This window comes from Mycolicibacterium sichuanense (assembly GCF_033741125.1).
Lineage (GTDB): Bacteria > Actinomycetota > Actinomycetes > Mycobacteriales > Mycobacteriaceae > Mycobacterium.
The window spans coordinates 131,484-152,470 of record NZ_JAWQPU010000004.1 but is presented as its reverse complement, the minus strand read 5'-3'; the positions used below and the strand labels follow the sequence as shown (position 1 = coordinate 152,470).

Below are 20,987 nucleotides of genomic sequence, written 5' to 3'. Positions count from 1 at the left end.
CATCCGCCGCTGCACTGTGACCGACCTCACGCCGGCGGCACGTGCGCTTCTCCGACATCGGGGCGACTAACCAGTGGACGGGTTGAGCCCGCCGCACGAAACGAGGGAAGGACGACTCATGGCTGACATCTCGAACAAGGCAGAGGAAGCCGTCGGCAGCGCCAAGCAGGTGGCCGGGGATCTCACCGGAAATGACAGCCTGCACGCCGAAGGCACGGCGGACAAGGCCCGCGCCAAGGTGGAGCACGGTGTCGACGTGGTGACCGATCAAGCCAAGGACGTCGCCGAGTCGGTGGCCGACAAGGCAGAAGACGTTCAGAAGACCGTGTCGGACACCGCCGAGAAGGCCGCCGAGAAACTGTCGGACTTCGCCGACTCCACCGGCCAGACCAACGCCCGGGTAGTCGCCGCAATCAGCGCCGCCGGGATCCTGCTCGTGACCGCGCTGCTGGTCCGCCGCGCCCGGCCGAAGCGCCGCGCGAAGGCCGCCGCCAAGAGCGCCGTGGCCGCCGGAGTCGGTCGCCTCGTCACCGGCTAGCCACCGCGCGCTCACGATCTGCTGTTCCGTCGACCCGGCGGAGCAGACCACCGAGTGAAGGGAAGTTGGACATGGGAATCGTGGACAAGGCCAAGAACGCCGCCGAAGACGCCATCGGCAAGGCGAAGGAGGTCGTCGGCGAGGTCACGGGCAACGACGACCTCAAGGCCGAGGGCCAGAAGGATCAGGGCGTGTCCGGGGTGAAGAAGGTCGGCGAGAACATCAAGGACAAGCTCACCTAGAGATCACCACCACGCCAGTCGGGGCCGCAATCCGCTCATCGCGGGGTGCGGCCCCTTGGCGTCGGCGGGGCCTGACGTCCAGGGTGGCGAAACCTGGACGGGTGTAAGGCAGCTCGACCCGGGTATGTGAGCGCCGTGCGAACACCAATCTCCCTCCTCAACACACCCGCCGGCGCGACCACCGACGCCCGGAAATGACCGCAGCACGACCGGTCTCCGAGGACCTGCGCCAACTGGCCGAGCGCCACGGCGTTGCCACGTCCTACCGCAACGAGAAGCGCCAGCCCGTACACGTGGACGCCGACGTCGTCATCCGGGTGCTCGGCCTGCTCGACGTCGTCGCCGATACCGCAGACGATCGCCGTCGCGAACTGGCCAAGCTGGCCGAACGCGACCGCGCCGGGGTGGTGCCGCCAACCGTGGCAATCCGCGTCGGCAGCGGTCCGCACGCGTTCGCCGGGGCGATCGAACTGGTCGACGAGGACGGCATCCGTACGACGATCGACGGTGAGCTGCCGGCCGACCTGGCGCCGGGCTGGTACCGGATGACGATGCGCGACGGGCAGGAGTGCACCCTGGTCGCCGCTCCCCCGCACGTCCCACAAGCTCCGCCCACCTGGGGCTGGATGTTGCAGCTCTATGGCCTGCGGTCAGCCCGCTCCTGGGGTATCGGGGACCTGGGGGACCTGCGTGAGTTCGTCGAGTGGACTGCTTCCGAGCATGGGGCCGGCGCGGTGCTGCTCAACCCCCTGCATGCCCCTGGGCCGACCCATCCGGTGCAGCCCTCCCCCTATACCCCGTCCAGCCGGCGCTTCGCCAACCCGTTGGCCCTTCGCATCGAGGACCTGGCGTCCTACGGTCGGGCCGACGCAGCCGTCCGCGCCGAGGTCGACGCCCTGCGGATCGCACCGAACACCGAACGGATCGATCACGACCTGGTGTGGGCGGCCAAACGTTCTGCGCTGGAGGCACTCTGGAGGTTCGAGGGCAGCCCCGACCCGCTCGACCACGTCTTGGAGGCCGACGACGAGGCGCTGCGCGACTGGGCCACCTACTGCGCCCTGGCCGAGCGCCACGGCGGGCGATGGACGCACTGGCCTCCGGAGCTGCGGGACGTCACCGGGGCGGCCGTGGCGGCGGCCCGCCGGGACCTGGCGCCGAGGGTGGCATTCCACGGCTGGGTGCAGCAGCAGTGCGCCGGGCAACTCGCCGCCGTCCGCACTGCGGCGCGCGACGCGGGCATGGCCGTCGGCGTGTTGCACGACCTGGCGGTCGGGGTCGATCCCGACGGCGCGGACGCATGGGCGCTGGCCGACGTCCTCGCTACCGGGGTGAGCGTGGGCGCGCCGCCGGACAACTTCACCCCCCGCGGGCAGAACTGGGGCCTGCCGCCATGGCGCCCCGACCGATTGGCGGCCACGGGCTACGCCGCCGTACGAGACATGTTGCGAGCCATGCTGGTTCACGCCGACGGCCTGCGCATCGACCACGTCGCCGGATTGTGGCGGCTGTGGTGGGTGCCGCCCGGCGACACCCCGGACCGCGGTACCTACGTGCAATACGACGCCGAGGTGATGCTCGCCGTGCTGGCGTTGGAGGCCCATCGGGCCGGTGCCACGGTCGTTGGCGAGGACCTCGGCACCGTCGAGCCGGAGGTGACCGAGGCCTTGGCCGCCAACGAGATGCTGGGGTGCGCGGTGTCGTGGTTCACCCGTGACGAGGCCGCACCGGGTGAACCGTTGCTGCCGTCGGCGGCGTGGCCGTCGCGGGCGGCGGCGAGCATCTCCACCCACGACCTCCCCACCGCGGCGGGCTTCCTGCGTGCCGAGCACGTCCGGGCACGCGCCGAACTCGGGCTGCTCGACGACGTGCCGGCCGAACGGGCCGTCGCCGACCGGGAACGTGCCGAGTGGGTGGACCTACTGCGCACCGAGGGGTTGCTTCCCGCTGACGACGCAGCGCCGGACGACGCGGCGATCATCCTCGCGATGCACGGGTTCCTGGCCGCCACGCCCAGCAGGCTGAAGCTGATCTCCCCCTACGACGTCGTCGGCGAAACCCGCCAGCCCAACCTGCCCGGCACGGTCGACGAGTATCCGAACTGGCGGTTGCCGTTGCCGGAGACACTGGAGCAGCTGCGATCCGATCCGCGGGTTGCTCAGATCGCCAACGTCTTTCGCCATGCCGCCGAGCACGGCTAGGAGGTACGCGGGTTAGGTACCCGGCACCAGCGGGGGTCGATCGCCGACGACGTGCAGCCGAGCGAGCACGTCGGCGATGGTGTCGAACGGGGCCGTCGCGGCCATCTCGTGGCTGACCCGCCGGGCAGCGGCGCGGTAGTCCTCGACCGTCAGGATTCGCCGCACGGCTGCGGCGAGCGCTGCCGCCGACGGCCGCTCTGTCTTCAAGTCGATTCCCGCGCCGATGTATTCGACCCGGGCGGCGATCTCGGGCTTGTCCGCCGTGCGGCCGGCGACGATCAGGGGGATGCCATGCGACAGCGCGTGCTGCACACCGCCGTACCCCCCGTTGGTGATCATCACGTCGACGTGCGGCAGCAGCGACGCGTACGGCACCCAATCGGTGACGTAGGCGTTGGCGGGAATCACCGCGGCGGGCAGCGAACGCTCGGGCGCGCCGGTCGTCGCGATCACCAGGAGGTCATCGCGGTCGGCCAGCGCCTGCAGCGTCGGAGCGATCAGTTGGCCGAGATCCCCGTTGTCCCACGTGCCCTGGGTGACGTGAACGACCGTCGGGGAGGTCGTCAGCCGCGACTGCCACGGCGCCAGGCTGGGCGCCTCGCCCAGCTCGTCGGCGACGACCGGGCCGGTGAAGATCACCGACGACGGGAGGTCGCTACGCCGGTATTCCGCGCCGGGGACCGTCAGCTGGAGCACGCGATCGGCGAGTTTCGGCCAGTCGCTCAGGAATACCGGCGAGCGGCCGACATCGAGCCGGCGTAGTTCGGCGTTCAGCCGAGTTTGCACATCGGCGAACAGGACGTGGTGCACGAACGCGTTCATGGCGCCGTAGTCGAAACCCGGCCGGGGATGCCACCCCATCCCGAACGGCGGAGTATCGACGCTGGATAGCATCAGCGGGCTCACACCGCACACGACGACCGGTGGGCGGTGGCGCTCTGCGATCAGCAGCGGCAGCGCACCCGTGAAGGCAAGGTCGACGACCACCGCATCGGGGCGATCACGCTCGAGTTCGGCCTGAAGTGTCCGGTACTGCGCACACAGCGGGGTGATGAACACCGACCGCATGTCGGCCCGGCCCGACCGCCACGACTCGATGATCGACGGGCCGCGCCAAGGAAGCGCCGACGGGACCGGTTCCCGCGGATGGGCCTCCTCGGGCAGGGCCACTGCCCGCAACCCGCGCTCGACGATGGCGTCGTGATAGCGCGCGCCGGTGACGAACGTCACCGAGTGCCCCCGACGCCGGAGGTCGGTCGCGATGCCCAGCATCGGCGTCACGTGTCCGGCTAGCGGACTGGCGGCCACCAGATAGTGGGCCACACCTCATCCTCTCCATCGATTCGCGCCGACGCGTCGCCAAGAAACCGACTACGGCCGACATGGGTCTCATGCCCGTTTCGCCGGTGAGCAACCTCCGTGAGTCGCAGTTTGTTCGGCCCGGCGCCGGGTAAGTGTCGTCTCCATGATGATTCACGTTCCGGGACCCGCCCGGCAGCCACCCCGTCTGCGTTAGCTTGGCAGGGGTGATGGCGTGGGAACACGTCGGCGACGCGGTGTCGGCCTCGTCGTTGATGGGCGGTTGGCTCCCCGTCGCCGTGCAGATTCTGACGGCGCTGGCGCTGATCCGCGCCATCGGCGGACGGACGCGGCGCTGGTGGCTGGTGGTGGCTCCCCTGCTTCTGGCGCTCGCCGTCACTGCTGCGGTGGGTGCGCAATGGGCATTCACCACCCTGGGGATGGCCAGCGAGCCCGCGCCGTTCGCGCTGTGGGCGTGGGCCGGGTCGTGCATGCTGGCGCTGGGAATCGTGGTGGCCACCTGGCGTGGACATGGCTGGGCCCGGCGAAACCTGAGCGTGTTCACCGCCTCGATGTGTCTGCTGAGCACCGGACTTGCCGTGAACACGTGGATTGGCTACGTCCCGACGGTCGGCACCGCATGGAACCAGGCGACGGCCGGGCCGCTCCCCGACGAAACCGACTGGGCCGCGCTGTCGCAACTGCCTCGAGGCCAGGCCCCGTCCAGCCACGGCGCGCTGGTGCGGGTGAAGACGTCCTCTGCGGCCTCGGGATTCGAACATCGTGACGAGTTGGTCTACCTTCCGCCTGCGTGGTTCACCAGCGATGTCCCGCCACGGTTGCCCACCGTGATGATGATCGGCGGGCAATTCAACACCCCTGCGGACTGGGTGCGCGCGGGCGAGGTCGTGCACACCCTCGACGCGTTCGCCGCCGCGAACGGCGGGAGCGCCCCGGTGGCAGTGTTCGTCGACCCCAGCGGCTCCTTCACCAACGACACCGAGTGCGTCAACGGGCCGCGCGGCAACGCCGCCGACCACCTGGTGAAGGACGTCGTCCCCTACGTCGTCTCGACGTTCGGAGTGAGCGACGCCCCCGCCAACTGGGGTGTGGTCGGATTCTCCACCGGAGGCACATGCGCGCTCGACCTGGCCGTCATGCATCCCGACGTCTTCTCGGTGTTCGTCGACATCGCCGGTGACCCAGGACCCAACTCCGGCAACCACGTTCAGACCATCGACCGGTTGTTCGGCGGCGACGCGCAGGCTTGGTCGGCCTACGACCCCGCGACTGCCATCACGCGTCACGGACGATACCGCGACACGGCGGGAGTGTTCGTGGTCCCCGAGTCCGAGTCACCCGCGGCAGCAGACGAGCTGTGCGCGCTCGGCACGACGCACGGCATCGACTGCTCGGTGTCGCGGCTGCCCGGGCGACACGTGTGGCCCTTCGGCGCGACCGCGTTCGCGGCCACCTTGCCGTGGCTGGCCGGTACGCTCGGTGCGCCCGGGATCAGCGGCGCCACACCGCCACCGGGCGTCTAGCGTCCACCGATTCGGCGCCGTTCGCGGACCGTATCTTGTCGTACCCCTCTGCTTTGATGGTGGTATGTCCACGGCGGCAACCTCTTTGGCTCCTCAGGAGCGGTTGGAGGTGTTGTTCGCCGAGATGGAGGAGCTGGCCGGGCAGCGCAATGCCATCGACGGGCGGCTGGCGCAGATCGCCGCCGAGATCGATCGCGACGGCATCTGGGGTTCCACCGGCGCGCGCTCGGTGCCTGCGCTGGTGGCGTGGAAGTTGGGCATCTCCCCGCACAATGCGACCACGCTGGTGACGGTGGCGCGGCGACTACACGAATTCCCCCGCCTGGCCGAAGCCACCGTCCAGGGCCGCCTTTCGCTGGATCAGATCGGGGTCATCGCCGCCGGTGCGGCACCGGGCTCCGACGATCACTATGCCGAGTTGGCCGCGGTCGCGACGGTCAGCCAGCTGCGCACCGCGGTGAAGCTGGAACCCAAGCCCGATCCCGGACCGCGCCCGGAACCGGAACGTTCCTTCATTCGGAGGGAGGGTGACGCGGGTACGACGTGGAAGATCACCCTGCCACCGGCGGAGGCGGCGGTGTTCGACGCCGCGGTGCAGTCGCACCACGACGCGCTGATCGCGCAATGGAAACGCGACCACGCCGACGGCAGCGACGATGCCGACGACCACGAGGGCGACGACCGCGATGCCGACGACCGCGATGCCGGCGGTGATGACGTGCGGGTGCCCCCGTTCCCGAACCGGGTCGACGCGTTCCTGGGTTTAGTGCAGGCCGGCTGGGACACCGACGTCGCCCACCGCCCACACGGGCAACGCACCACCGTGATCGTGCATCTGGACGTAGAGAACCGGGCGGCGGCCTGGCATCTGGGCGGCCTGCTCTCCGACGACGAACGCCGCCTGCTGCTCTGCGACGCATCGTGTGAGGTCTGGTTCGAACGCCACGGCCGGGTCATCGGTGCGGGACGCGAGACCCGCCAGATCAGCCGCCGACTACGCCGAGCCCTGGAACACCGCGACCGCTGCTGCGTGGTCCCCGGCTGCGGAGCCACCCGCGGACTGCACGCCCACCACGTTCGGCATTGGGAGGACGGCGGTCCCACCGAGCTGGAGAATCTCGTTCTCGTCTGCCCGTACCATCACCGGCTGCACCACCGCGGTGGCATCACGATCGCCGGCACCGCCGACGACCTCGTCGTCACCGACGCCGAGGGCACCCCGTTGACCAACGCCTCGCTGGCCCGCCCGCCGACCACACCTCCGCCGGATGTCCCGCCGTGCCGCGGGCCGCTCGGGGAGCGCGCCGACTGGTGGTGGTACAACCCCTACGAACCCACACGGCGAGAAGCCAATTGAGACGACCGAGCCCGGCTAGATGTCGTGACCCGGGAGGTTGCTGACGGCGTGCCTGCTTGAAAGTGGGAGGACCTCCTGACGGAGTGGATGTGTCTGGCATTCACCCGTAGGAGGTCCTCGTGTCTCACGCTAACGCCCGCACCAACCTGTTCGCTCGTCGACTGATCGTCGAGCGTGTCGCCGCTGGCTGGCCACCCGCGCATGTGGCTGAACAGCTGGGTATTTCGCGAGCCACGGTGTACAAGTGGCTGCGCCGATACGACGAAGGCGGGGACGCGGCGTTGGCCGATCGGTCGTCGCGTCCGATTCGCATGCCGCACCGCACCACCAAGCGGGTCGAGCAGAAAGTGCTCGCCGCCCGGCGGCGCCGCAAGCGGGGCGCTGTGGTGCTCGCCGCCGAACTGGGTCTGAACCCCTCCACGGTCGGACGGATCCTGGCACGCCACCAGGTGCCGCGACTGTCGGCGATCGACCCGATCACCGGCGAGTCGGTGCGCTCATCGCGGCGGCCCGCCAACCGCTACGAACACCGCACACCCGGGTCGCTGGTCCACGTCGACGTCAAGAAACTTGGCCGCATCCCCACCGGAGGCGGGTGGCGCCTGCACGGGCGCGACGCCGCGGTCTCAGTGGCCAACCGGCACAAGCGAATCAGGATTGGTTACGACTACGTCCACACGGCCATCGATGACTACACCGGCTGGCCTACAGCGAAGTGCTGCCCGACGAGAAGGACCTGACCTGCGCTGAGTTCTTGCATCGAGCCTTGGCCTGGTTCGCCACCCACGGTGTGCGGGTGCGGCGTCTGCTCACCGACAACGCCATGGTCTACCGGCACGGTACGAACTGGGGCGCGGTGTGCTCGGCGTGGCAGCTCAAACGCCGGTTCATCCGACCCGGCTGCCCGTGGACCAACGGCAAGGCAGAACGCTTCAACCAGACCCTGCTCACCGAATGGGCCTACGCCCGTGCCTGGTCGTCAAACAGCCTGCGCACCCAAGCCTTGACCCATTCCTACGCCGCTACAACACTCAACGAGGCCACTCCGCCCTCGGCGGACGACCACCCATCAGCCGGCTCGCCGCCTGACAACAACGTCTCAGGTCACGACAACGGACGCTGCGGCATTTCGTTCCATCGCCGCACGCGGTCGTTGCCGCTGGCACACTCACGCCCCGCCGCTGGACTCGTGACCGTCCGACGACGAGGAGGACGCCGAAGAAGACGACGACGACGAGGTCGCTCCGACCAAGTGCTTCGTCGAGGCGTCCGCGGTTTCCTTCTGGGTGGTCTCCTTCTGAGTGGTCTCCTTCTGAGTGGTCGATGCCGAACTCGACCCGGTCGTCGTCGTGCCGGACGAACTACTGCTCGACCCCGTCGAGTCACTGCTCGTTCCACTCGTCGACGTGGACTTGGTCGTGCTGCTGCTCGACGACGTGGCGTCCTTGGTAGTGGAACCGGACGTGGTGGCGCTGGGGGTGGTGGAATCAGAGGTCGATTCATCAGCCTTCGCGGCCGTCGAGGTCGCGGTGCTCGTCGGCACCGCGGTCGATGTCGCGGCGGCCGAAGTCGCCGTGCTCGTCGGCACCGCGGTCGACGTCGCAGCGGCCGAAGTCGCAGCGGCCGAAGTCCCATCCGCGGATTCTGCCGCGGCGGACGTCGTGGGAGTTTCCGCGTCCTTACTCGACGTAGCCGAGCTGGTCGTCGCGGAACCTGCGTCTACGCTCGTCGTCGTCGCGGTGTCGGCGGTGGCCTCGGACCCGCTCACCACCGCCGCCTCGACCACCTTGGACGTCGTCGCCTTGGCGGCTGTCGATTCCGTCGAGTCGCTAGCCGTCGACGTGGCCGCCGTCGTGGATGCCACCAACGCGGTGTTGGCCGTAGTCGACGTTCCGGTGATCGACGCGAGAGCGGTCCGCAGGTTGGTGATCACATTGGTGATCGCCGTCACGATGGCCTGCGCGAACACCGAAACCGAGTGCACGGCTTGCCAAATGGTGCCGGTGATGCCGTTGAGAAGGCTCTGAACCGCCTGCACCAACGGATTGGTCTGGTTGCCGCCCGTCGAACCCCCAGGGTCGGTGGAGCCGGTCGTGTGCGAGGCGATCCACGCCGCCAGCATCTCGGCGGCCTGCTTGGGATCGCCGTCCTGGTAGAACAAGCCGTAGTTCGCCTCGGGATCCGTACTGCCGGTGGCAGTATCGCTGCCGGTATAGAGGAAGATCGGTCCGGCTTGTGAGTAGGTCTGCCAGTAGTCGAGGAGGTCCTTGATGTACTCGGCCTGCTTGGCTTCGTCCGTCGAACCGTTCACGGTGGACAGGCCGTACTCGGTGATCCACACCGTCTTGTCCGTGCCGATGAGTGTCTTGATCGCGTCGATCTCCTGCAACGGGGTCAGCTGACCGCCGCAATCGCAGTTGTACCCGTCGGAGAACAATAGCGAATCCTGATATGGGTGAACCGAAATGGCGTCGAAGTAGGCACCGGCACCGGCATCGAGCATCTTCTGGACGAAGGTGACGGCACTCATCGTCAACGCGGTGTCCTGGACCGTCCCCAGCGCACCCGCGACGACGGTTGCGGTGGGGTCGATCTCCTTGAGCACCGGGTATACCGACTTGAGCAGGTCGGCGTAGGCCGTCGGATCTATGGGGTTGGAGAATCCCAGGTAGTTCGGCTCGTTCCAGATCTCGTAGGCCGACACCGTGTCGCCGTAGCGGGTGGCCAGAGTCTTCATGAAGTCGGTGAAGTCCGCGACATTGGGCGTAGCCGAGCCCACCGGGAAGTTGCCGCCGGAGGGGTCGGCGGCCGCCCACGTCGGGGTCGCGTTCACCTCCATCATCACGCCCATGTTCCGCTCTGCGGCGGCCTTCGTGATGCTGTCGATATAGGACCAGTTATAGGTATCGTCGGCTGTTTCGACGAGTCCCCACGGGACGAACACTCGAATGTCGGTGACTCCAAGCGATTGCAACTGGTCGAGTTCGGTGGCGATCTGCTCGTCGGTCATGCCGTAGAGGTTCGAATCGGCGACACCGACGGTCGAGGGCGAGTCGACGATTTCGGCGGTCTCGACGTACTGGTAGCTCGCGAGCCGAGGTGGTAAGGGCGCGAACAGGTTGCTCGCATAGGCGACGACCATCGCGGCGGGCAGCGCCGCCACGATCCCGCGCGTAGCGATCCGACGACCCCACTTGGCATTCGATTTCGTCATCTTCATTCCCCGTCCCCGATCCGGCATGGCGCGCGCCAACATTGGCATTCGCTTTATTCACGCACGTGGCAGCAAATTGCACTGGGTCGAGAAGCTATGAATTACCTATCAATTTTTCATCCACTTTGCAGGATTCGCCATAGGGTGCCAAAGAGTTTCCATCTCTCCACATCGAAGTGCGATTACTGCAAATAATCACGCGTCCTGCGAATCTTGCTGGAGCAGCCCAGCGACGCGCGGTCACCGCCGTCGGCGCAGCCCCTGCCTGCCGTGTGCAAGACTAGCCTGCAAACCAATCTCTGCCATTCCATAGCCACCGCGTCCGGACCGGATCTTTCGGCAAACAAGCGCCCTCGAGTTCTGCGAGAACGCACGCGCCGCGCTTCCTCGAGACAGGTCCGATCGAAGATTCCGGTCGAAGGTTCCCCGAATGGGCACCGGGACGCCGAGTTGCCAGTGGCGACGGGCGACCCAGCGTGCCGTCGAACCGAAACTGCGCAGAATTACACGTATCGCTCATGGCTTCGATAGGCGAAACGCATAGGTTCCAGACGGTGACCGTTTCGTGTTGCAAACGTGACCGGTGTGCCAGAACGTTATCCGAGTGAAATTTGTGCTTGATGAGGAGCACGAGCCAATCGGAAAATGGAGACATCGAATGGATACCGAGATCTTGGCACCCCCGCACCGAGCGGTGCGAACGAATTCCCAACGCGAACCAACGCCGACCCCCAGGACCCGACGCCCAAGATTCCGTGGAGCCGCGATCCGCGTCGTCTCGGTGCTTGGCGCGACCATCGGCGTCGGCCTTGCTCTGCCCGCGTCGGCGAATGCCGACGGAGACGTCTCGAGCCTGCTCAGCGGAATCGGTATCGGCAACAACGGCCCGATCAGCCAGGCCATCGCCCAAATAGGCACCTCGATATGCCCGCTGCTCGTGCAACCCGGAAGCCAGCTCGCCAGTACGGCGACGACCGCAAGCGGACACGGCGGCCTTGGCTCACAATTGGCGGGCGGCGTGGCGGGACTGGCGATTCAGTCGCAATGCCCCAATTTCATGACGTCGTTGGCCAATGGCGACTTCTCCGTGTTGAGCAATGCCGCCAGCATGATGGGTATGACGAACGCGGGGGCCAACCCGTTGTCGTCGATCACCGGCGCCGCGTCATCGAGCCAGCTTGGCGGGCTGACGGTACCGGGCAACTAGGCGCACGACCACGACGTTCAGTCGCACCGACCGCAAAGGGAAGAGGGCTCCGGCCAGCCGGCCGTCCGGGGCCCTGCGGGGGGCGCCGACTGCGTCGATCGCCGATCACGGCAAGAGAAGGGCCGCGCAGCTCTCCAAGACCAAGCACCGAAGCGGCCCCAGAACCGCTCTCACGCTTGGGAATCCATCACCCGCCGTGCCGTCGACCGGCCCGGCCGAACGGTCGCGCTCAAACTTCGGCGCACGAATTGCGTCAAGTTCCCCCGCGGAGGCGTAAAGGAACCGTAAATGGGCGGCCATCGCCCCGACACCGGGTCTAACTTCCAGTTGGCGCACGTCGAGACGGCGACGCGAGGCGGCGAGCCCACGAGGCTCGCTCGGTGAATGGAGACGAAATGTCGGTGTTGCTGTACGTCGTGCTGACGGTGGCGATCTTCGCGCTGCTCGGCCTGGTGCAGAAGTTGGTCGAGGGACTGTGAGCTTCGAGAACCTGGTCGGTCTCTTCCTCGTGGCGGGGCTGGCCGTATTCATGGTTGCAGCCCTGCTCTTCCCGGAGAGGTTCTAGTGAGCACCACCACCGCGGGGATCACGTTCCTCGCCCTCTTGGTCCTCGCGCTGGCGGCAGTCCACGTGCCGTTCGGCGACTACATGTATCGCGTCTACTCCTCGGCGAAGGACACCCGCGCGGAGCGGATCGTCTACCGCATCATCGGTGCCGATCCGCGTTCCGAGCAGACCGCGGGGTCCTATGCCCGCAGCGTGCTGGCCTTCTCGGCAATCAGCGTGCTGTTCCTCTTCGTCCTTCAACTCGTTCAAGGCAAGCTGCCGCTGCGTCTGAACGACCCGGCCACGCCGATGACGCCCGCACTGGCGTGGAACACCGCGATCAGCTTCGTCACCAACACCAACTGGCAGGCCTATTCCGGCGAGTCGACCCAGGGCCACCTGGTCCAGATGGCTGGTTTGACTGTGCAGAACTTCGTCTCCGCCGCAGTCGGCATGGCGGTCGCGGTCGCGCTGGTCCGCGGATTCGTCCGCACCCGCACTGGTGAGCTGGGCAATTTCTGGGTCGACCTGGTTCGCGGCACGCTTCGCATCCTGCTGCCCGTTGCGTTGGTGGCCGCGGTCATCCTGATCGCCGGCGGCACCATCCAAAACTTCCACCTGCACGACCAGATCGTGACCACCCTCAACGGGGTTCAGCAGACGATCACCGGCGGGCCGGTCGCCAGCCAGGAGGCCATCAAGGAGCTCGGCACCAACGGTGGCGGCTTCTACAATGCCAACTCCGCACACCCCTTCGAGAACCCCACCACCTGGACCAACTGGGTCGAGATCTTCCTCTTGCTGGTCGTCAGCTTCTCCCTGCCGCGGACGTTCGGCCGCATGGTCGGCAGCCCCAAGCAGGGTCTTGCGATCGCCGCCGTGATGGGCTTCATCGCGCTGTTCAGCGTGACGTTGATGAGCGTCTTCCAGATGCAGCACCACGGCACCGTTCCCACCGCAATCGGGGCGGCCACCGAGGGCGTAGAGCAGCGGTTCGGTGTCTTCGACTCCGCCGTCTTCGCCGATGCGACGACGCTGACCTCGACGGGCGCGGTGAACTCGTTCCACGACTCGTACACGAGCCTGGGCGGCCTGATGACGCTGTTCAACATGCAGCTCGGCGAAATCGCCCCCGGTGGAACGGGTTCTGGCCTCTACGGCATGCTGATCCTGGCGATCATCACCGTCTTCGTCGCCGGTCTCATGGTGGGGCGCACCCCCGAATATCTCGGCAAGAAGATCACCCCGCGCGAGATCAAGCTAGCGGCCAGTTACTTCCTGGTGACACCGCTGCTCGTACTGATCGGCACCGCGGTGGCGATGGCATTGCCAGATCAGCGGGCCGCCATGCTGAATAGCGGACCCCACGGTCTGTCCGAGGTGCTGTACGCCTTCACCTCGGCGGCCAACAACAACGGTTCGGCCTTCGCCGGAATCAGCGTCAACACGACCTGGTACAACACGGCACTCGGCCTCACGATGGCGTTCGGCCGGTTCCTGCCCATCATCCTGGTCCTGGCCCTGGCTGGTTCGCTTGCTCGACAGGGCAGTACGCCCGAATCAGTCGGAACGCTGCCCACCCACCGCCCGCAATTCGTGGGCATGGTCGTCGGCGTGACCGTGATCCTGGTCGCCCTCACCTTCCTGCCCGTCCTCGCACTCGGGCCCCTCGCCGAAGGAATTCACTGACATGTCAACCCCCACCATCGATTCGACACCGGCGCGGCGTTCGACCTCACCGGCCACCAAGGGCGGAGGCAGGGGCGGCCTGCTGGACCCGAAGATGCTGATCGAGTCGGCGCCCGACGCGGTGCGCAAACTGGACCCCCGCACCCTGTGGCGCAACCCGGTGATGTTCATCGTCGAGGTCGGCGCCGTGTGGTCCACGGTGCTCGCCGTTCGGGAACCGACGTGGTTCGCCTGGATGATCGTCGTCTGGCTCTGGCTCACGGTGCTGTTCGCCAACCTGGCCGAGGCCGTGGCCGAGGGCCGCGGCAAGGCGCAGGCCGACACGCTGCGCAAGGCCAAGACCGACATGGTCGCCCGCCGGCTCTCCAGCTGGTCCCCCGGTGCCGACGTCACCGAGGAAGAGGTGGCCGCACCGCAGCTGCAGCAGGGCGACTTCGTCGTCGTCGAGGCCGGACAAACCATCCCCGGTGACGGCGACGTGGTGGAAGGCATTGCGTCGGTCGATGAATCGGCCATCACCGGTGAGTCCGCGCCCGTCATCCGCGAGTCCGGCGGCGACCGGTCGGCCGTCACCGGTGGTACCACCGTGCTGTCCGACCGGATCGTCGTCAGGATCACGCAGAAGCCGGGCGAGAGCTTCATCGACCGGATGATCGCCCTCGTCGAGGGTGCCAATCGGCAGAAGACGCCCAACGAGATCGCGTTGAACATCCTGCTCGCGGCGCTGACCTTGATCTTCGTGTTCGCGGTGGCCACCCTGCAGCCGATGGCCATCTTCGCCAAGGCCAACAACCCCGGGGTTGCAGACTCGCAGGCGCTCGACGGCAACGGCGTGACCGGGATCGTGATGGTCTCGCTGCTGGTCTGCCTCATCCCGACCACGATTGGCGCGCTGCTGAGCGCCATCGGCATCGCCGGCATGGACCGGCTGGTGCAGCGCAACGTGCTGGCCATGTCCGGCCGCGCGGTCGAGGCCGCCGGCGACGTCAACGTCCTGTTGCTCGACAAGACTGGCACCATCACCCTCGGCAACCGGCAGGCCGCCGACTTCGTACCCTTGCCCAGCATCACCCCCGAGCAGCTGGCCGATGCCGCGCAGCTGTCCAGCCTGGCCGACGAGACGCCCGAGGGCCGCTCCATCGTGGTCTACGCCAAGCGCGAATTCGGGCTGAGGGAACGGACTCCCGGCGAGCTCACCGGTGCGCACTGGGTCGAGTTCACGGCCATGACCAGAATGTCGGGCGTCGACCTCGACGGTGGGCATCTGTTGCGCAAGGGTGCCACCAGCTCCGTCGCGGCGTGGATCCGTGAGCAGGGTGGTGACGTACCGACCGCGCTCGGCAAGATCGTCGACGACATCTCCGCGGCGGGCGGTACTCCCCTCGCCGTCGGTGAGGTGCGCGACGGCAGCGCGTCGGTCCTCGGAGTGATCCACCTCAAGGACGTGGTCAAGCACGGCATGCGGGAGCGGTTCGACGAGATGCGCCGGATGGGCATCCGCACCGTGATGATCACTGGCGACAATCCGTTGACCGCCAAGGCGATCGCCGACGAGGCCGGTGTCGACGACTTCCTCGCCGAAGCCACCCCGGAGGACAAGCTCGCACTCATCAAGCGGGAGCAGGAGGGCGGCAAGCTCGTCGCGATGACCGGTGACGGCACCAACGACGCGCCGGCCCTGGCCCAAGCCGACGTTGGCGTCGCGATGAACACCGGTACGTCGGCCGCCAAGGAGGCCGGCAACATGGTCGACCTCGACTCCGACCCGACCAAGCTCATCGAGATCGTCGAGATCGGCAAGCAGTTGTTGATCACCCGTGGGGCGCTGACCACCTTCTCCATCGCCAACGACATCGCGAAGTACTTCGCGATCATCCCCGCGCTGTTCGTCACGCTGTTCCCTGGTCTCGATCTGCTCAACGTGATGCGGTTGCACAGCCCCCAATCGGCGATCCTGTCCGCGGTGATCTTCAACGCGATCGTCATCATCGCCCTGATTCCGTTGTCGCTGCGGGGTGTTCGCTACACCCCGGCGAGTGCCTCGAAGCTGCTGAGCCGCAACCTGCTCATCTACGGCGTCGGCGGCATCGTGGCCCCGTTCGTCGGCATCAAGCTCATCGACCTCGTCATTCAATTCCTCCCCGGGATGTCCTGAACATGAATCTGCAGAACCTCATTCGCCAGCACCTCGCCGCCATCCGCGCCCTCGCGGTGCTCACCGTGATCACCGGCATCGCCTACCCGCTCGTAGTGTGGGCGCTGGCCCTAGTGCCCGGTCTGAGCGACAAGGCGCAGGGCTCGATCATCGAGGTCGGCGGCAAGCCCGTCGCCAGCTCCCTGATCGGTCAGTCCTTCACCGACGCCGACGGCAACCCCATTCCCAAGTACTTCCAGAGCAGGCCGTCGGCGGCCGGCGCGGGTTACGACCCGCTGGCCAGCGGCGCCAGCAATCTAGGACCGGAGAGCATCGTCGACACCCCGGCCGACCCCGCGCAGCTCAAGCCTGGCGGCGATCCCGCCGAGGCCGGCTACAAGCCGAGTCTGCTCACCACGGTCTGTGCGCGCAGCGCCGCGATCGGCACGCTCGACGGCGTCGACGGCCGACGGCCCTTCTGCACCGGCGGCGGTGTCGGCGCGGTGCTCTCGGTGATCGGGCCACGCGACGCCCGCGGCAATGTGGTGGGCCCGACCCGCGTGGTCAGCGTCAACGAACCGTGCACGTCCACCTCGGCACCGTTCCTCGACACCTACGAGGGTGTGAAGGTCGAGTGCGCCAAGTTCGGCGAGGACTACTCGATCGGCCAGATCGTCCCGATCCGGGGTGCGGCGCCCGCCGACCCCGCCGTGCCCGCGGACGCGGTGACGGCCAGCGGCAGCGGCCTCGACCCGCACATCTCCCCCGCCTATGCCGACATCCAGATCGACCGGGTCGCCAAGGCCCGCGGCATCGGCGTCGACCAGGTGCGTGCGGCCGTGGCCGACAACACCGCGGGTCGCGACCTCGGCTTCATGGGTGAACCCCGGGTCAATGTCGTTCAGCTGAACCTGGAGCTGGACCAAAAGTACCCGGCGCGGGGCTGATCCGGCTGGATGACGGGCGTGACCACCTCCCAGTACCGGACCAAACGCGGAGAGTTGCGCATCTACCTGGGCGCGGCCCCGGGCGTCGGGAAGACGTTCTCGATGCTTGGCGAGGCACACCGCCGCATCGATCGGGGCACCGACGTGGTTGCCGCGGTCGTCGAGACCCACGGGCGCAAGAAGACCGCGGACATGGTGGCCGACATCGAGATGATTCCGCCGCGCTACGTGGAGTATCGGGGATCACGCTTCCCCGAGCTCGACGTGGACGCGGTGGTGGCCAGGCGGCCCGACGTGGTGCTGGTCGACGAGCTCGCGCATAGCAATACCCCCGGCAGCCGCAACGCCAAGCGGTGGCAGGACGTCGATGAGTTGCTGAACGCCGGCATCAGTGTCATCACCACGGTGAACGTGCAGCACCTGGAGAGCCTCAACGACGTGGTCGCCCAGATCACCGGGATCGAGCAGCAGGAGACGGTCCCGGACGACGTCGTCCGGGGAGCCGATCAAATCGAGCTCGTCGACATCTCACCGGAGGCGTTGCGGCGCAGGATGTCTCACGGCAACGTGTATGCCCCCGAGAAGGTCGACGCGGCGCTGTCGAACTACTTTCGCCGCGGCAACCTGACGGCGCTACGCGAATTGGCGCTGTTGTGGCTGGCCGACCAGGTAGACGCCGCATTGGCGAAGTACCGCGCCGAGCACGAGATCACCGACACGTGGGAGGCACGGGAACGCGTCGTCGTCGCCGTCACCGGCGGCACGGAGTCGGAGACGTTGGTGCGCCGGGCCTCGCGGATAGCTTCCCGGTCCAGTGCCGAGCTGATGGTCGTCCACGTCGTGCGCGGGGACGGACTCGCGGGCGTCTCGGCACCACAGATGGGCAAGGTCCGCGAGCTCGCGACGAGCCTCGGCGCGACGGTGCACACCGTGACCGGGAGCAACGTCGCGGCGGCGCTACTGGACTTCGCGCGCGAGAACAATGCCACCCAGCTGGTGCTTGGCACGTCGCGGCGGTCACGCTGGGCCCGCATCTTCGACGAGGGCATCGCCGCCAGCACGGTTCAGCAATCCGGCAAGATCGACGTGCACATGGTCACCCACGAGGAGGCCAGCCGCGGCTTCTCGTTGAAGTCGATCTCGCCACGAGAGCGACGCTTGGCATCCTGGCTGGCGGCCATCGTGGTGCCGTCCGTCATCTGCGCGGTCACCTACTTCCTCGTCGACCCGTACCTCGGCATCAGCGGTGAGAGTGCGCTGTTCTTCGTCGGGGTGCTGCTGGTGGCGCTGCTCGGCGGGGTGGCTCCCGCGATCCTGTGCGGCCTGTTCTCCGGGCTGCTGCTCAACTACTTCCTGACCTCTCCCCGGTTCAGCTTCACGATCGCCGAACCGGACAGCGCGGTCACCGAGGTGGTGCTGCTCGCGATGGCCATCGCCGTGGCGGTGCTGGTGGACCGGGCGGCGAACCGCACCCGCGAGGCCCGGCGCGCGTCCCAGGAGGCCGAGCTGCTGACGCTGTTCGCCGGCGCCGTGCTGCGCGGCGCGGATCTGCCGACGCTGCTGGAGCGGGTCCGCGAGACCTACGGCCAGCGCGCGGTCAGCATCCTGCGCACCGGCACCGGGATCGTAGCCTGTGTCGGTCAAAGCCCCTGCGTCACGGTTGATTCCGCGGACACGGCGATCGAGGTCGGCGATGACGAGTTCTGGATGCTGATGTCGGGGCGGCAGCTCGCCGCCCGCGATCGCCGCGTGCTGGGCGTCGTGGCCAAGCAGGCCGTGGGGCTGATCAAGCAGCGCGAGCTCACCGACGAGGCGGGCAGGGCGCAAGCGATAGCGCAGGCCGACGAACTTCGACGCTCCTTGCTCTCGGCCGTCAGCCACGATCTGCGCACGCCGTTGGCCGGGGCGAAGGCCGCGGTGTCGAGCCTGCGGGCCGAGGATGTCGGCTTCTCCCCCGAGGACACCGCCGAATTGCTGGCCACCGTCGAGGAATCGATCGATCAGCTCACCGCCCTGGTGGGCAATCTGCTGGATTCCTCGCGCCTGGCCGCCGGCGTGGTGACACCCCAGTTGAACCGGGTGTATCTGGAGGAGGCGGTGCAGCGGGCACTGGTCGGGATCGGCAAGGGCGTCACCGGGTTCAACCAGTCCGGGCTGGCCCGGGTCAAGGTGGAGGTCGGCGACGCGGTCGTGATGGCCGACAGCGGACTGCTGGAACGCGTGCTGGGCAACCTGATCGACAACGCGCTGCGCTATGCACCGGACAGCGTCGTGCGCATCAACGCCGCGCGCGTTGGCGATCGGGTGCTGCTCAACGTCGCCGACGAGGGGCCGGGAATCGCGCGCGGCACCGAAGATCAGGTGTTCGAGGCCTTTCAGCGGCTCGGCGACTTCGACAACACCACCGGGGTCGGTCTCGGGCTTTCGGTGGCGAAGGGGTTCGTGGAGGCAATGGGAGGTTCGGTGCACGCGACCGACACCCCGGGTGGAGGCCTGACCGTGGTCATCGACCTGGCGGCGCCGCGGGGTGAGCGGTGAGTCCGGCCGGGGCGACCGCCAAGACCACGGTCCTGGTGATCGACGACGAACCGCAGATCCTGCGCGCGTTGCGCATCAACCTGTCCGTCCGCGGGTACGAAGTCATCACCGCGGCCACCGGCGCGGCGGCGCTGCGCGCGGCGGCCGAGCAGCGTCCCGAGGTGGTGGTCCTGGACCTCGGATTGCCGGACATGTCGGGCATCGAGGTGCTCGAAGGGCTACGGGGGTGGATGACGGCGCCGGTCATCGTGCTGTCTGCGCGCACGGATCCCCACCAGAAGGTGCAGGCGCTGGATGCCGGCGCCGACGACTACGTCACCAAACCCTTTGGCATGGACGAATTCCTGGCCCGCCTACGCGCGGCGGTGCGGCGCGGTGCAGCGGCTGCCGGCATCGCCGAGCCGGTGGTGCACGCCGCGGCGTTCAGCGTGGACCTCACCGCCAAGAGCGTCACCCGCAAGGGGGTCAACGTGCACCTGACGCCCACCGAGTGGGGAATGCTGGAGATCCTGGTCCGCAACCCCGGCAAACTGGTCGGGCAGGAGGAACTGCTCACCGAGGTCTGGGGACCGCACCACGCCAACCAATCCCACTACTTGCGGGTCTATCTGGCGCAGCTTCGGCGCAAGCTGGAGGACGACCCGTCGCATCCCAAGCATCTGCTGACCGAAACCGGTATGGGGTATCGCTTTCAGCCGTGACGCGGAGCCAGCGTCAGCGCCGGCCGCGGAAAGCGTGTGCGCGCACACGCGTCGTCGAAGGCATCCTCGAGGCCGGCGGCCAGGCGGTGCAGGGCGCCCACCGGAGCATCCGGATCGCAGAGCACCGAACCGCCGGACAGGCTGACCCGCACCAGAATGACGCCCCACTCGTGGCGGACGTGCGCCATCCTGGCGATCAGCTCGGCGACGGCACCGAGGTACGCCGACTCGGGCGCATCGTCGGCCAGGGTGGCGTGCAACCCGACCAGGTCGAGCCGGGGTTCGGCGGCGGCCGCCGCGACGGTGCAATCCGCAAGAGCGGTCGTGGTGTCGACGAGCACGGGTTGCCGTCGGCGCGCGACCGCCTGGGCGAGCACCGGCACCTGCTGAGGGCAGCCGAGCACCACCCGGCCGACACCCACCCGGGCGGCGCATCGCAGCGGCGCGGCCGTGACGCCGTCGTCGTGCACGACGAGCCGGGACGCCGGAACGCCCAGGACCGTCACGAACGCGAGTTCGGCACGGGAGCGCACGTCGACCAATTGGCCGCGGTCACGCACGGCGTCCGCCACGTCCGAAGAGTTCAGGACAGCTGCCGGACAGGTGATGCTGCATCCGGGGAATGCCCTGCGGTACTGCCCCATTCGGTGAAGGACGTCGCGAGCGGCGAGGGGCCGCTCGACGTCGGTGAAGGTGACCACCGGAAGTACTCCTGACCCGCCGCCCAATGCGCGGCGATCATCAAGTCATACGCCCGATCGCACCCCGGAAACCAAACCCTGACGACCTTCATACGCTCGGCGCCACAACGTTGACACGGCGTTGACGCG

Annotated in this window: 16 protein-coding genes and 1 pseudogene; 14 read left to right on the top strand and 3 right to left on the bottom strand. The window is 67.8% G+C overall.

Annotation, left to right across the window (positions count from 1 at the left end; translation table 11 throughout):
• Positions 1-118 precede the first annotated feature (118 nt).
• The 3 genes from SBI80_RS14045 (at position 119) to malQ (ending at position 2,981) form a co-directional block, all read left to right on the top strand.
• Positions 119-538 carry a CsbD family protein gene (locus SBI80_RS14045; protein WP_318975397.1) on the top strand — a complete coding sequence of 140 codons (420 nt, stop codon included), beginning with the start codon at positions 119-121 and terminating at the stop codon, positions 536-538.
• 71 nt (positions 539-609) lie between these two features.
• Positions 610-780 (top strand): CsbD family protein, encoded by a 171-nt coding sequence (locus SBI80_RS14040; RefSeq protein WP_318975396.1) that lies wholly within the window; start codon positions 610-612, stop codon positions 778-780.
• Positions 781-974: 194 nt separating this feature from the next.
• Positions 975-2,981: a 4-alpha-glucanotransferase gene (malQ, locus tag SBI80_RS14035; RefSeq protein WP_318975395.1), complete on the top strand. Its 2,007-nt coding sequence runs from the start codon at positions 975-977 to the stop codon at positions 2,979-2,981.
• 12 nt (positions 2,982-2,993) lie between these two features.
• Here the strand turns inward: malQ and SBI80_RS14030 are convergent, their stop codons facing one another.
• Complete coding sequence (locus SBI80_RS14030) at positions 2,994-4,304, bottom strand: glycosyltransferase (RefSeq protein ID WP_318975394.1); 1,311 nt, start codon at positions 4,302-4,304, stop codon at positions 2,994-2,996.
• Between the two features lie 206 nt (positions 4,305-4,510).
• On the opposite strand from SBI80_RS14030, the gene SBI80_RS14025 reads away from it, so the two are divergent.
• The 3 genes and pseudogenes from SBI80_RS14025 to SBI80_RS14015 all read left to right on the top strand — a co-directional run bounded on the left by SBI80_RS14025 (position 4,511) and on the right by SBI80_RS14015 (position 8,270).
• Positions 4,511-5,824: an alpha/beta hydrolase gene (locus tag SBI80_RS14025; protein WP_318975759.1), complete on the top strand. Its 1,314-nt coding sequence runs from the start codon at positions 4,511-4,513 to the stop codon at positions 5,822-5,824.
• Positions 5,825-5,888: 64 nt separating this feature from the next.
• A complete protein-coding gene (locus SBI80_RS14020) occupies positions 5,889-7,181 on the top strand; it encodes an HNH endonuclease signature motif containing protein (protein WP_318975393.1) in 1,293 nt (430 codons plus the stop codon).
• Between the two features lie 119 nt (positions 7,182-7,300).
• Positions 7,301-8,270: pseudogene (locus SBI80_RS14015) on the top strand (IS481 family transposase).
• A gap of 79 nt (positions 8,271-8,349) precedes the next feature.
• On the opposite strand, the gene SBI80_RS14010 reads toward SBI80_RS14015, so the two are convergent.
• On the bottom strand, positions 8,350-10,395 hold the full coding sequence (locus SBI80_RS14010; protein WP_318975392.1) for a cellulase family glycosylhydrolase: 2,046 nt from the start codon (positions 10,393-10,395) through the stop codon (positions 8,350-8,352).
• A 658-nt stretch (positions 10,396-11,053) separates the two neighbouring features.
• Here SBI80_RS14010 and SBI80_RS14005 point away from each other — a divergent pair.
• The 8 genes from SBI80_RS14005 (at position 11,054) to SBI80_RS13970 (ending at position 20,157) form a co-directional block, all read left to right on the top strand.
• Entirely contained in the window at positions 11,054-11,602 is a 549-nt protein-coding gene (locus tag SBI80_RS14005) for a hypothetical protein (protein WP_318975391.1), read from the top strand.
• A 380-nt stretch (positions 11,603-11,982) separates the two neighbouring features.
• The gene (locus SBI80_RS14000; protein ID WP_318975390.1) at positions 11,983-12,081 is read left to right on the top strand and encodes a potassium-transporting ATPase; all 99 of its coding nucleotides are present in this window, start codon (positions 11,983-11,985) and stop codon (positions 12,079-12,081) included.
• Positions 12,078-12,167 (top strand): potassium-transporting ATPase subunit F, encoded by a 90-nt coding sequence (locus SBI80_RS13995; RefSeq protein ID WP_318975389.1) that lies wholly within the window; start codon positions 12,078-12,080, stop codon positions 12,165-12,167. The genes SBI80_RS14000 and SBI80_RS13995 overlap by 4 nt, the downstream gene beginning before the upstream one ends.
• The gene (gene kdpA / locus SBI80_RS13990) at positions 12,167-13,837 is read left to right on the top strand and encodes a potassium-transporting ATPase subunit KdpA (protein WP_318975388.1); all 1,671 of its coding nucleotides are present in this window, start codon (positions 12,167-12,169) and stop codon (positions 13,835-13,837) included. The genes SBI80_RS13995 and kdpA overlap by 1 nt, the downstream gene beginning before the upstream one ends.
• A 1-nt stretch (position 13,838) precedes the next feature.
• Positions 13,839-15,992, top strand: coding sequence for a potassium-transporting ATPase subunit KdpB (kdpB, locus tag SBI80_RS13985; protein ID WP_318975387.1), 2,154 nt, complete (start codon positions 13,839-13,841; stop codon positions 15,990-15,992).
• A gap of 2 nt (positions 15,993-15,994) precedes the next feature.
• The gene (locus SBI80_RS13980) at positions 15,995-16,918 is read left to right on the top strand and encodes a potassium-transporting ATPase subunit C (protein ID WP_318975386.1); all 924 of its coding nucleotides are present in this window, start codon (positions 15,995-15,997) and stop codon (positions 16,916-16,918) included.
• 18 nt (positions 16,919-16,936) lie between these two features.
• On the top strand, positions 16,937-19,456 hold the full coding sequence (locus SBI80_RS13975) for a DUF4118 domain-containing protein (RefSeq protein ID WP_318975385.1): 2,520 nt from the start codon (positions 16,937-16,939) through the stop codon (positions 19,454-19,456).
• The gene (locus tag SBI80_RS13970; RefSeq protein ID WP_318975384.1) at positions 19,453-20,157 is read left to right on the top strand and encodes a response regulator; all 705 of its coding nucleotides are present in this window, start codon (positions 19,453-19,455) and stop codon (positions 20,155-20,157) included. Before SBI80_RS13975 ends, SBI80_RS13970 begins: the two co-directional genes overlap by 4 nt.
• Here SBI80_RS13970 and SBI80_RS13965 read toward each other — a convergent pair.
• On the bottom strand, positions 20,148-20,858 hold the full coding sequence (locus SBI80_RS13965; protein ID WP_318975383.1) for a type III PLP-dependent enzyme domain-containing protein: 711 nt from the start codon (positions 20,856-20,858) through the stop codon (positions 20,148-20,150). The genes SBI80_RS13970 and SBI80_RS13965 overlap by 10 nt on opposite strands.
• Between the last annotated feature and the right edge of the window lie 129 nt (positions 20,859-20,987).